Origin of the sequence: Streptomyces sp. NPDC007901 (assembly GCF_042959465.1) — a bacterium.
GTDB lineage: Bacteria > Actinomycetota > Actinomycetes > Streptomycetales > Streptomycetaceae > Streptomyces.
In genome coordinates this window covers 1-12177 of record NZ_JBIBKW010000012.1, presented here as the reverse complement: position 1 = coordinate 12177, position 12177 = coordinate 1, and the positions used below count along the sequence as shown (strand labels likewise).

The 12177-nt window shown below is 72.4% G+C and carries 12 protein-coding genes and 1 rRNA gene; 2 read left to right on the top strand and 11 right to left on the bottom strand.

Annotated elements, in window-relative coordinates:
- Positions 1-169 precede the first annotated feature (169 nt).
- The 4 genes from recN to ACFZDK_RS33275 form a co-directional block, all read right to left on the bottom strand.
- A complete protein-coding gene (gene recN / locus ACFZDK_RS33290; RefSeq protein ID WP_390978063.1) occupies positions 170-1888 on the bottom strand; it encodes a DNA repair protein RecN in 1719 nt (572 codons plus the stop codon).
- A 159-nt stretch (positions 1889-2047) separates the two neighbouring features.
- Positions 2048-2953, bottom strand: a complete 906-nt coding sequence (locus tag ACFZDK_RS33285) for an NAD kinase (RefSeq protein WP_390977624.1) — start codon at positions 2951-2953, stop codon at positions 2048-2050.
- A complete protein-coding gene (locus tag ACFZDK_RS33280) occupies positions 2950-3765 on the bottom strand; it encodes a TlyA family rRNA (cytidine-2'-O)-methyltransferase (protein WP_390977623.1) in 816 nt (271 codons plus the stop codon). Before ACFZDK_RS33280 ends, ACFZDK_RS33285 begins: the two co-directional genes overlap by 4 nt.
- Before the next feature lie 7 nt (positions 3766-3772).
- Positions 3773-4093 (bottom strand): hypothetical protein, encoded by a 321-nt coding sequence (locus ACFZDK_RS33275; RefSeq protein ID WP_390977622.1) that lies wholly within the window; start codon positions 4091-4093, stop codon positions 3773-3775.
- Positions 4094-4135: 42 nt separating this feature from the next.
- Between ACFZDK_RS33275 and ACFZDK_RS33270 the strand changes: the two genes are divergently transcribed.
- Positions 4136-4483, top strand: a complete 348-nt coding sequence (locus tag ACFZDK_RS33270; RefSeq protein ID WP_390977621.1) for a sterol-binding protein — start codon at positions 4136-4138, stop codon at positions 4481-4483.
- Here the strand turns inward: ACFZDK_RS33270 and ACFZDK_RS33265 are convergent.
- The 4 genes from ACFZDK_RS33265 to ACFZDK_RS33250 form a co-directional block, all read right to left on the bottom strand.
- Positions 4467-5315 (bottom strand): ATP-binding cassette domain-containing protein, encoded by an 849-nt coding sequence (locus ACFZDK_RS33265; RefSeq protein WP_390977620.1) that lies wholly within the window; start codon positions 5313-5315, stop codon positions 4467-4469. The two genes, ACFZDK_RS33270 and ACFZDK_RS33265, sit on opposite strands and share 17 nt — an antisense overlap.
- The gene (locus tag ACFZDK_RS33260) at positions 5312-6349 is read right to left on the bottom strand and encodes an iron chelate uptake ABC transporter family permease subunit (protein WP_390977619.1); all 1038 of its coding nucleotides are present in this window, start codon (positions 6347-6349) and stop codon (positions 5312-5314) included. Before ACFZDK_RS33260 ends, ACFZDK_RS33265 begins: the two co-directional genes overlap by 4 nt.
- Positions 6346-7389 (bottom strand): iron chelate uptake ABC transporter family permease subunit, encoded by a 1044-nt coding sequence (locus tag ACFZDK_RS33255; RefSeq protein WP_390977618.1) that lies wholly within the window; start codon positions 7387-7389, stop codon positions 6346-6348. Before ACFZDK_RS33255 ends, ACFZDK_RS33260 begins: the two co-directional genes overlap by 4 nt.
- Positions 7390-7497: 108 nt before the next feature.
- Entirely contained in the window at positions 7498-8526 is a 1029-nt protein-coding gene (locus tag ACFZDK_RS33250) for an HAD-IIA family hydrolase (protein WP_390977617.1), read from the bottom strand.
- A gap of 85 nt (positions 8527-8611) precedes the next feature.
- On the opposite strand from ACFZDK_RS33250, the gene ACFZDK_RS33245 reads away from it, so the two are divergent.
- Entirely contained in the window at positions 8612-9895 is a 1284-nt protein-coding gene (locus ACFZDK_RS33245; protein WP_390977616.1) for a DUF1015 family protein, read from the top strand.
- Positions 9896-9967: 72 nt separating this feature from the next.
- On the opposite strand, the gene ACFZDK_RS33240 is transcribed toward ACFZDK_RS33245, so the two are convergent.
- The 3 genes from ACFZDK_RS33240 to rrf form a co-directional block, all read right to left on the bottom strand.
- Positions 9968-10837, bottom strand: coding sequence for a hypothetical protein (locus tag ACFZDK_RS33240; RefSeq protein ID WP_390978061.1), 870 nt, complete (start codon positions 10835-10837; stop codon positions 9968-9970).
- A complete protein-coding gene (locus tag ACFZDK_RS33235) occupies positions 10729-11934 on the bottom strand; it encodes a hypothetical protein (protein ID WP_390978100.1) in 1206 nt (401 codons plus the stop codon). Before ACFZDK_RS33235 ends, ACFZDK_RS33240 begins: the two co-directional genes overlap by 109 nt.
- Before the next feature lie 150 nt (positions 11935-12084).
- A 5S ribosomal RNA gene (gene rrf / locus ACFZDK_RS33230) occupies positions 12085-12177 on the bottom strand; the annotation flags it as partial.

The following is a 12177-nucleotide window of genomic DNA, read 5'->3' as shown; positions in this document are numbered from 1 at the left end:
TCACCCGGGAGAGTGATGAAAAGTGGGGAGACGGGGGTGGGGTGGCCGGGTGTGGGGGGTGGTTTCGGAGCGGGGGCGGCTGCGGGTGATTCGTGGTTGCTCGCGCCCGCGCGGCGGTAACCGTATGTCGATACAGCCCCGCGCCCCTATCGGGGCGTCCGGCCTCGCGTCACTTGTCGGCTCGTGCCGTTGCCAAGAGCTCCTCCGCGTGTGCCCTCGCCGTTTCCGAGTCCTCCTGGCCCGCCAGCATCCGGGACAGCTCCCGGACCCGCTCCTCGCCCTCCAGGACCTTGACGCCGGACCGCGTGACCGTGCCGTCGTTGGTCTTCTCCACCAGCAACTGCCGGTCGGCGAAGGCGGCGACCTGCGGGAGGTGGGTGACGACCACCACCTGGGCGGACTTGGCGAGCTTGGCCAGCCGGCGTCCGATCTCCACCGCCGCCTTGCCGCCGACGCCCGCGTCGACCTCGTCGAAGAGGTACGTGGGGACCGGGTCGGTGCCCGCGAAGACGACCTCCACCGCGAGCATCACACGGGACAGCTCACCGCCGGAGGCGCCCTTGGCGATCGGGCGGGGCGGGGCGCCGGGGTGCGGGGCGAGCAGCAGCTCGACCTCGTCGGCGCCCGACGGGCCGTAGGCCACCGCCCGCCCGCCGACCTCCACGCCCTCCGGGTCCTCGGTCTGCCGGATGGCGAAGGACACGCGCGCGTGCGGCATCGCGAGGGAGCCCAGTTCGGCGGTGACAGCGGCCGCGAAGCGCTCGGCGGCCTCGGTGCGCGCGTCGGTCAACGCCTGGGCGAGCCCGCCCAGTTCCGCTCGGAGCGCGTCCCGCTCGGCGGTGAGTTCCTCGATCCGCTCGTCGTCGCCGTCCAGCTGGGTCAGCCGGGCGGCGCCCTGCTCGGCCCACGCCAGCACGGCCTCGATGTCCTCGCCGTACTTGCGGGTGAGCGCGGTGAGCGCGGCGCGCCGCTCCTCCACGGCCGCGAGCCGCAGCGGATCGGCGTCCAGGTCGTCGGCGTAGCCCGCCAGTTCCCCGGCCACGTCGCCGAGCAGGATCCCGATCTCGCCGATCCGGTCGGCGAGCGCGGCCAGCGCCGGGTCGTGCGACCGTACGGCCTCCAGGGCCCGATGCGCACCCGCGACGAGGGTGGCCGCGTCGATGCCCTCGGGGTCCTCGGGGTTGCCCGCGAGGGCGGCGTGCGCGGCGGTCGCGGCCGATGCCAGCGCCTCGGCGTGCCCGAGCCGCTCGGCCTCCTCGGCGAGTTCGACGTCCTCGCCGGCCCGCGGCTCCACACCGGCGATCTCGTCCAGCCCGTAGCGCAGCATGTCGGCTTCCTGCGCCCGTTCCCGCGCGCGGGTGACGATCTCCTCCAGCTCGACCGCGACGGCCCGCAGCCGCCGGTAGGCCTCGCCGTACTTGACGAGCGGTACGGCGACGCCGTCGCCCGCGTACCGGTCGAGGGCCTGCCGCTGCCGGTTCAGCTTCAGCAGCCCCTGCTGGTCGGTCTGTCCGTGCACGGCCACCAGGTCGTCGGCGAGCTCGACCAGCAGCCCCACGGGCACGCTCCGCCCGCCCACGTGCGCCCGCGAGCGCCCCTCGGCGGAAACGGTACGGCTGATCAGCAGCGCCCCGTCGTCCAGCTCCGCGCCGGCCTCCTCGGCCCGTACGGCCGCGGAGGTACCCGGCGGCATGGTCACCCGTCCCTCGACGACCGCCTTCTCGGAGCCGATCCGCACGAGCGCGGGATCGGCCCGCCCACCGAGCAGCAGCCCCAGGCTGGTGACCACCATGGTCTTGCCCGCACCGGTCTCACCGGTGACGGCGGTGAACCCCGGCGACAACTCGACGACGGCATCGTCGATGACTCCGAGGGACCGTATCCGCATTTCTTCCAGCACGGAGAAGACCTTACGAGGTCGGGACCGAGAAGTGCGAGGTGCCCTTGTCACTCCGGCGAGTGGACCTACCCAGAGGCGCGGGGAACTGCGCGACAAGCCACGAGTCACCCGCACTCGCCGACGCTCCCCGCCGCCCCCTTCGAACCGCTAGTGCGGCGCCCCCCGCCATCCGGAAACGGGCAGCGCGAACTTCGCCACCAACCGATCCGTGAACGACGCATGATGCAGCCGAGCCAGCCGCACCGGCACGGCCCCCCGCCGCACCTCGACCCGAGCCCCCGGCGGCAGCTCGACGGTCCGCCGCCCGTCGCACCACAACACCCCCGGCTGGATGTGCGGCAGCACCTCCACCGCCAGCACCGAGTCCGGCGACGTCACCAACGGCTTCGCGAACAGCGCGTGCGCGGAGATCGGCACCATCAGCAGCGCCTCCACCTCCGGCCACACCACCGGCCCGCCCGCGGAGAACGCGTACGCCGTGGACCCGGTCGGCGTCGACAGCACGATGCCGTCGCAGCCGAACCCGGTCACCGGCCGCCCGTCGATCTCCAGCACGACTTCCAGCAGCTTCTCGGCGCCCGCCTTCTGCACGGCCGCCTCGTTCAGCGCCCAGTCCGTGTGCACGATGTCCCCGTTGCGGTGCACGACGACGTCGACGGTCATCCGCTCCTCGACCTCGTACGCCCGGCTCACCACCCGGTCGACGACCTTGTCGAGGTCGTCCCGCTCGGCCTCCGCGAGGAACCCGACGCTGCCGAGGTTGACGCCGAGCATCGGCACCCCGGAGGCACGCGCGAACTCGGCGCCGCGCAGCAGCGTCCCGTCACCGCCGAGGACGATCAGCAGCTCGCAGCCGTCGAGGCTGTGCGGCGAGGCCTCCTCGACGAGTTCGACCTCGTCGGGCAGCGGCAGGTCCGCGGCCTCGAAATCCAGCACCCGTACGCCGACTCCGGCCGCCAGCAACCCCTTGACCACGAGTTCGGCGCTGCGGATGGCCGCGGGCCGCCCGGTGTGGGCGAGGAGGAAAACAGTACGAACTCGGTTCTGTGTCAACGCGGCCCCTCCGCCACTGCACGGTCAACGTCAGCCGGATCCAACTGGGGTGCGCCGGCCCGCAGCCACAGAAAGTACTCGACGTTGCCGGACGGCCCGGGCAGCGGACTGGCGGTGACACCCTTCACCCCGAGCCCCAGCTCCCACGCCTTCTCGGCAACCCCCCGCACGGCCTCCGCCCGCAGCTGCGGACTCCGTACGACTCCCCCGCTGCCCAGTCGTTCCTTGCCCACCTCGAACTGCGGCTTGACCATCATCACCAGGTCGGCGTCCGGCTTCACACACCGCGCCAGGGCCGGCAGCACCAACCCGAGCGGGATGAAGGACAGATCACCCACGACAAGATCCACAGGCTCCCCATCGATCGCTTCAAGCGTCAACTCGCGTACGTTCGTACGGTCCTTGACGGTGACGCGTTCATCGCTCTGCAGAGACCACGCGAGTTGGCCGTACCCGACGTCGACCGCGACGACGTGCGAGGCCCCCGCCCGCAGCAGCACATCGGTGAAGCCGCCGGTGGACGCCCCGGCGTCCAGCGCCCGCCGCCCCTCGACCGCCAGCCCCTGCGGGACGAACGCCGCGAGCGCGCCCGCGAGCTTGTGCCCGCCCCGCGAGACGTACTCGGGATCGCTGTCGTCGGTCTGCACGACGATGGCCGCGGCGGTCTCCACCTGGGTGGCCGGCTTGGTCGCGACGGCCTTGCCGACGGTGACCCGCCCGGCGGCGATCAGCTGGCTGGCGTGCTCGCGCGAGCGCGCCAGCTTCCGGCGGACCAGCTCCGCGTCCAGACGGCGACGTGCGACTCCTGCCACGGTGGGTTCAGCTCCTGCTCTGGTGGTACGACGGTGACGGCGGCCGGTTGGCGCCCGGCGGTGCCGGTGCCGGAGGTCCGGGGCGGACGTCGAGCGCGGTCAGCGCGTCGCGCAGCCCCCGGTGTACATCCTCGTACACCTCCAGATGCCCGTCCGTGGCGAGGTGGTCGGCATCGCCGAGCCGGTCGAGCTGGGCGTCCACCTCGGCGTCGCCGGTGGGGGTGCGGGGGACGTTCAGCGGGGCGGGGGCGGCGGGGTCGTACTCCGGTTCGGCCTCGGCGTTTTCCTGCGCCTGAGCCGCCGGGCCCGCGGGTACGGAGTCGGTCATGCCCCGACGCTACATCGAACCCCTGCGGTACCGTCGATCGCGATGGCCACGATCGAGGAGTGCCGCGCCGCACTCGACAAGCTCTCCCACAGCATGGGCGGCGCCGAGGGCGACGTCCGCGCGGCCGCCGCCATGGACCGCTCGGTGAGCTGCCACATCACCGACCTGGACGTCACCTTCGCCGGCCGGCTCACCGGCGGCCGGATCGACGTGGAGGAGACGTTCCCGGGGCCGCCCCGGGAGAAGGCACAGATCAGGCTGGCCATGGCGGGCGACGACCTGGTGGCCCTGGTCGACGGCGAACTGAACTTCGCCGGGGCCTGGGGCTCGGGCCGGGTGAAGCTGGAGGCGAACCTGCTGGACCTGTTCCGGCTCAGGAAGCTGTTGTGACCTTCGTCTTCCGGGCCGCCGGCACCACCAGCGGGGTCCCGGTCTCCGGGTCGTCGATGATCTGACAGCGCAGCCCGAACACCTCCTCGACCAGCTCGGCGGTCACGATGTCGTTCGGGGCGCCCTCGGCGAGGACCCGACCGCCCTTCAGGGCGATGAGGTGGGTGGCGTACCGGGCCGCGTGGTTGAGGTCGTGCAGCACGGCGACGAGCGTGCGCCCCTGCTCCTCGTGGAGTTCCGCGCACAGGTCGAGGACGTCGATCTGGTGCTGGATGTCCAGAAAGGTGGTCGGCTCGTCGAGGAGCAGCAGCGGGGTCTGCTGGGCGAGGGCCATGGCGATCCAGACGCGCTGGCGCTGGCCGCCGGAGAGTTCGTCGACGTACCGGTCGGCGAGTTCGGCGACCCCGGTCTGCTCCATCGACTCCTGGACGACCCGCTCGTCCTCGGCGGACCACTGGCGCAGGATGCCCTGGTGCGGGTAGCGGCCGCGGCCGACCAGGTCGCCGACGGTGATGCCGTCGGGCGCGATGGACGACTGGGGCAGCAGGCCGAGGGTGCGGGCGACCTTCTTCGCGGGCATCGACTGGATGACCTGCCCGTCGAGCAGCACCCGGCCCTGGCTGGGCCGGAGCATCCGAGAGAGAGCGCGCAGGAGCGTCGACTTGCCGCAGGCGTTGGGGCCGACGATGACCGTGAAGGAGTTGTCGGGGATCTCCACCGACAGCTGCTCGGCGATGACCCGCTGGTCGTAGGCGAGGGTGACGTTCTCGGCGGACAGGCGGTTCACGGTGCTCCTCGGGTTGTTCGTCTTGCCGGTGGGTGTCGCGCTCATATCCGGCCCGCCCTGCGTTCGGTGACGAGCAGCCACAGCAGATAGACACCGCCGAGGACGCCGGTGACCACGCCCACGGGCAGCTGGTCGGCGCCGAAGGCGCGCTGCGAGGCCCAGTCGGCGGTGACCAGCAGGGTGGCGCCCATGCAGAGGGAGGGCACCAGGTTGGGGCCGGGTGAGCGGGTGAGGCGGCGGGCGAGCTGGGGCGCGGTGAGCGCCACGAAGCTGACCGGGCCCGCGGCGGCGGTGGCGGCCGCGGTCAGCAGGACGGCCGCCACCATCAGCACCGTCCGCACCCGCTCCACGCGCACCCCGAGGGCGTACGAGACGTCGTCGCCCATCTCCATCATGCGCAGGCCGCGCGCGTTGGCGAGGACCAGCGGGACGAGGACGGCGCAGAGCGCGAGCAGCGGCCAGACCTGGCTCCAGTCCCGGCCGTTGAGGGAGCCGGTCATCCAGACGACCGCGCGGGTCGCGTCCACCAGGTCGGCCTTGGTGAGCAGATAGCCGTTGACGGCGGTGACGACCGCTGAGACGCCGATACCGACCAGGACCAGCCGGTAACCGTGCACGCCCTGCTTCCAGGCGAGCAGATAGATGGCGAGACCGGTCAGCAGGCCACCGATCAGGGCGCCGACGGTGACCTGGGTGGCGCTCCCGGACATCAGCACGATGACGACGAGCGCGCCCGAGGTCGAGCCCTGGGAGAGGCCCAGGACGTCCGGGCTGCCCAGCGGGTTGCGGGAGATCGCCTGGAACAGCGCGCCGCCGAGGCCCAGCGAGGCACCGACCAGCAGACCGACCAGGACCCGGGGCAGCCGCAGGTCGTTGACGATGAACTCCTGCCCCGCGGTGCCGTTCCCGAACAGGGTCTTCACCACGTCGCCGAAGGAGATCGGGAAGTCGCCGGTGCCGATCAGCACGACGCTCGCGGCGGACGCGGCCAGCAGCAGCGCGGCCACGACGACCAGCGCGCGCACGTCCGCCCGCAGCGAGAGCCCGCCGGGGGTGCGCAGAGTACGCGTGTTCCTCACAGCTGGGCCGTCCTCCGCCGTCGTACGAGAAGAATGAAGACCGGCCCGCCGATGACCGCGGTGACGATGCCGACCTGGAGCTCCGAGGGGCGGGCGACGACCCGGCCGATGACATCGGCGCCGAGCAGCAGCACCGGCGACAGGACCGTCGCGTACGGCAGGATCCAGCGCAGGTCGGGGCCGGTGAAGGAGCGCACGACGTGCGGGACCATCAGGCCGACGAAGGCGATCGGGCCGCAGGCCGCGGTGGCCGCGCCGGACAGCACGGTGGCGGCGAGCATGGCGAGGGCCCGGGTGCGGTTCAGGTTCGCGCCGAGAGCACGGGCCGTGTCGTCGCCCATGGCCACCGCGTTCAGCGGCCGGGCGAGGCCCAGGGCGAGCAGGGTGCCGACCGCGAGGAACGGCAGCACCTGCAGGATCGTGGAGTTCGAGGCCGAGGCCAGCGAACCGACCGTCCAGAAGCGCATCTTGCCGAGCGCCGCGTCGTCCGTGATCATCACGGCCTGGAGATAGCCGTAGAGCGCGGCGCTGATCGCCGTCCCGGCGAGTGCCAGCCGGACCGGTGTGGCGCCCCGGCTGCCGCCCAGGAACCACACCAGCGCGCCCACCGCCGCCGCCCCGACGAAGGCGAACCACACATAGCCGTCGAGGCTGGTGACGCCGAAGAAGGTGATGGCGGTGACGACGGCGGCCGACGCGCCCGCGTTGATGCCGAGCAGACCGGGGTCGGCCAGCGGGTTGCGGGTGAGCGCCTGGAGCACGGCCCCGGACAGACCGAGGCCGGCACCGGCCAGCAGACCGAGGACGGTACGCGACAGTCGCTCGTCGACGACCACGTCGCCGTAGGTCCCCGTGTCGTGGAACAGACCGTGCCAGACCTGGTCCAACGGCAGCTCTTTCGCCCCGATCGCGATGCTCGCCAGGGCGACGAGCACCAGGATCACGACGGAGACGAGGAGCCCAAGGGCCCGGATCGCCCGGCGGGTTGGGGGCGCGGGGGTGGTCTCCGCGCGCTGTTCGGGAGGACTGTCGACCAACACGAGGTTAGGTTAGCCTACCCTCGCATGCGGCCTCGATGTCCGGTCCCTGTGAACAGCGCGGATGCACAGACACGCGGATCCACGGACTCGCGGCGCTGCGGCCGGGATTCAGAGACCGAGCCGCGCCAGCGCCTTGCCCCCGTCCAGCTCGCAGGAGCCGTCCCCGGCCGCCGTCCAGGCCGCCGCGCACAGCGCCCGCAGCCCGTCGAGCGCACCGCCGTCACCCTCCAGCTCCAACCGCTCGCCACCCGCGGTCGCGGTCCAGCCGCCGCACCGGAACCCGTCACCCTCCGCGGTGACCTCCGGCTGGCCGGTGAGCAGCCCGCGCAGATCGGCGTCGACGTACGTCGGCCGGTGCTGCGGCGGCGCGGCGAGCAGCTGACGCCCGTCGGTGACACCGGTCAGCACCAGCAGCGAGTCGACCCCGCCGTTGAACGCGCCCTCGATGTCGGTGTCCAGCCGGTCCCCGACCACCAAGGGCCGCCTCGCCCCCGTCCGCAGGATCGTCTCCCGGTGCATCGGCGGCAACGGCTTGCCCGCCACCTGCGGCTCGGCGCCCGTCGCGATCCGGACCACCTCCACCGCCGCGCCGTTGCCGGGCGCGATCCCCCGCCCGCTGGGAATCGTCAGATCGGTGTTGGACGCGAACCACGGCACCCCGCGCGCCACGGCGTACGACGCCTCGGCGAACCGCGACCACGGCAGATCCGGCCCCCCGAACCCCTGCACCACGGCCGCCGGCTCGTCGTCGGCGGACTCCACCGGCTCCAGCCCCCGCTCCCGCAGCGCGACCCGCAGCCCCTCCCCGCCGATCACCAGCACCCGCGACCCCGCCGGCACCTGCTCGCTGATCAGCCGCGCGACCGCCTGCGCCGAGGTGATGACGTCATCGGCGCCCGTCGGGATCCCCAGCTCGGTGAGATGCCCGGCCACCGCGTCCGGCGTCCGCAGCGCGTTGTTGGTCACGTACGCCAGATGCATGCCGCCCGCACGGGCCACCTCCAGCGACTCCACGGCGTGCACGATCGCGCTGCCGCCCGCGTACACCACCCCGTCCAGATCAAGCAGCGCCGTGTCGTACGCCGTGCTCAGAGCCTGTCCGCTGCCCTCGGGACCAGTCCTGACGCCGTGGCTCATTCCTCATCGCTCCTTGTCACTCTTCGTCGACCCGCCTTTCCCCGTCGATCATCCCGCACGCCACTGACACACGTACGATGCCGGGATGAACACTGCAGGTCACTCGGAAGCAACGGAGCGCCGAGGCCTGGAACTCATCCCGTTCCGAGGCCTTCGCTACGACCCCGACCGGGTCGGCAGCCTGGCCGCCGTCACCTCCCCGCCGTACGACGTCGTCGTACGCCCGGACGGCGTCAACCACCTCCAGTCCGCCGACCCGCACAACATCGTCCGCCTCATCCTCCCCCAGGCGGGCACCCCCAGCGCCGGCACCGAACAGGCGGCCGACACCCTGCACCGCTGGCAGGCCGAGGGCATCCTCACCACGGATCCCGAACCGGGCCTGTACGTCTACGAACAGCACGACGGCAACGGCATGCTCCAGCGCGGGGTCATCGGCGCCCTGCGGGTCTCGGAGCCGTCGGAGGGCGTGGTGCTGCCGCACGAGGAGGTCATGCCCCCGGTCGTCGCCGACCGCGCGGCCCTGATGCGCGCCACCTCCGCGAACCTCGAACCCCTCCTGCTCACCTACCGGGGCAACGGCGCGGCGGCCGAGGTCGTCGAGGCGACGGCCGCCCGCCCCCCGCTCCTCGCCACCACCACGGAGGACGGCTTCCGGCACCGCCTCTGGTCGATCACCGACCCCGCCGAGGTGGCACGTGTCCAGTCCGACCTCTCCCACCACCAGGCCCTGATCGCCGACGGCCACCACCGCTGGGCCACCTATCTGCGTCTACGCGCGGAGCACACCTCCCCCAGCCCCTGGGACTACGGCCTGGTCCTGCTGGTCGACACCGCCCGCTACCCGCTGCGCGTCCGTGCCATCCACCGCCTGCTGCACGGCCTGCCGGTGGCGGACGCCCTGAGGGCCGTCGAGGGCCTGTTCCGGGTACGACGGCTCGACGTCCCCCTGCCGAAGGCCCAGGAGGCGCTCGCCGACGCGGCCTGCGCCGGCAACGCCTTCCTGCTGGCCGGCGACGGCACGTTCCATCTCATCGACCGGCCCGACCCGGACCTGCTGGCCCGCACCATCCCCGCCGACCGTCCGACCGCCTGGCGCACCCTCGACGCGACCGTCCTGCACGCCACGCTCCTCGACCACATCTGGCACATCCCCGAGGACTCGCCCGCGCACATCGCGTACATCCACGACACCGCCGCAACGGTCGCCAAGGCCGAGCGCCACGGCAGCACGGCCGTGCTCCTGCACCCGGTCCGCGAGGAGGTCGTCCGCGACCTGGCCCGCCAGGGCGTCACGATGCCGCGCAAGTCGACGTCCTTCGGCCCGAAGCCCGCGTCGGGACTGGTGCTGCGGGCGCTCGACGTCTGAACGACCAGGAAGGGCCGAAACGCGAGAGGGCAGGCTCCGGTCGGAGCCTGCCCTCTGTGTCACCGGCCGAGATCAGTCCTTCTTGGTGTCGGCCTCGGCGTCAGCCTCATCCTCGTCGTCAACGTCGTCAACGTCGTCCTCGGCGTCAGCCTCGTCCTCGGCGTCAGCCTCGTCCTCAACGTCGTCCTCGACCTCGGCGGAGGTCTCCTCGGACAGGCCCTCGGCCTCGTCCCCGCTCTCGTCTTCGTTCCCGTCCTCGTCCTCGTCCAGGGCGTCGACGAACTCGACCCCGTCCAGCTCGGCCAGCCGGTCGGAGGCGTCGGTGCTGCCGTCCCGGTCGGCCTCCACGGCCTTCGCGAACCACTCCCGCGCCTCGCCGGCACGGTCGGCGGCCAGCAGCGCGTCGGCGTAGGCGTAGCGCAGTCGCGCGGTCCACGGCTGGACGGAGCTGGACGCCAGCTCGGGGCTCTGCAGCGTCACGATCGCCGCGTCCAGCTGCCCCATGTCACGCCGGGCACCGGCGGCGACGAGCCGCATCTCGACCTGGCCGGCCTTGTCGAGCTTGTGCACATCGGGGGCACCGGCCATGTCCAGCGCCTTCTCCGGCCGCCCGAGCCCGCGCTCGCAGTCGGCCATCACCGGCCACAGGTCCACGTTGCCCGTCATGCGCCGCGCGGCCCGGAACTCGGCGAGCGCCTCGGAGTACTTCTGGTTCGCGTACGCGGCGAACCCGGCCGCCTCGCGTACGGCGGCGACCCGGGACGCCAGGCGCAGGGCCACCTTGGAGTAGCCGTAGGCACCCTCGGGGTCCTCGTCGATGAGACGGGCGACCATCACCAGGTTCTTGGCGACGTCCTCCGCGAGCCCCTTGGGCAGGCTCTGCAGCTCCTGCCGTACGTCCTTGTCGATCTCGTCGCCGGTGACGTCCTCCGGGATCGGCAGCCGCTTGATCGGCTCACGGTCGCGGTCACGCTCCCGCTCGTCACGGAAGCGGCCGCCGCCGCGGCGGTCGTCCCGACGGTCGTCACGGCGGTCATCGCGGCCGCGGTAGCCGCCACCACGGCTGTCGTCCCGGCGACCGCCGTACCCGCCACCGCCCCGGCTGTCGTCGCGACGCGGGCCACGGGGGCGGTCATCGCGGCGGTCGTCACGACCGCCGCGGAAGCCGCCGCGGGTGTCACGGTCGCCACCGCGGTTGTCGTCACGACGGTCGTCGCGACGGGGGTAGCCGCCACCACCACGGTGGTCATCCCGACGGTCGTCCCGACGGAAACCGCCACGGTCGTCACGACGGTCATCGCGACGGAAACCACCACGGTCATCACGACGATCGTCACGGGGACGGTCATCACGACGATCGTCACGGGGACGGTCATCACGACGATCGTCACGACGGAATGCGGGACGCTCACCACGGTCGTCACGACGGGGACCACGGTCACGGTCGTCACGCCTGCCGTAACCGCCACCACCACGGCTGTCGTCACGACGGTCGTCCCGACGGGGGTAGCCACCACCACGGCTGTCATCGCGCCGATCGTCCCGACGGAATCCACCGCGGTCGTCGCGGTCGTCACGCCGGAAGGGAGGGCGGTCACCGCGGTCGTCGCGACGATCGTCACGGCGGTCATCCCGACGGTCGTCACGGCGGAAGGCAGGCCGGTCACCACGGTCGTCACGACGGGGACCACGATCGCGGTCGTCACGCCTGCCGTAACCGCCCCGGTCACCGCGATCGTCGCGCTGGAACGGCGGGCGGGAGCCACGGTTGTCGTCGCGTCGGCCGTAGCCGCCACCGCCACCGCGGTTGTCGTCACGGCGGTTGTCGTCACGGCGGTCATCGCGGCGGAAGCCGCCACGGTCATCACCGCGTCGGTCGTCCCGCCGGCCGTAACCGCCACCGCCTCCGCGGTTGTCGTCGCGGCGGTCGTCCCGACGGGGGTAGCCACCACCACGGTTGTCGTCGCGACGCCCGTAACTGCCGCGATCTCCTCGGTCGTTACGGTCCCCGCGGTACCCGCCACGGTCTCCGCGGTCACCACTGTCCCGTCGCCGCTGGTCGCGCTCCGGTCGATCCTCGGGAGAGTTGGTGGACATGGTGACTCCTGTCTTCGGTACCGCAAGCATTGTAAAAACAAAAGGACCCCTGGTCCCAGCTGAACGCTGGGACCAGGGGTCCTCCAAAGATTGTTCGGCGGCGTCCTACTCTCCCACAGGGTCCCCCCTGCAGTACCATCGGCGCTGTAAGGCTTAGCTTCCGGGTTCGGAATGTAACCGGGCGT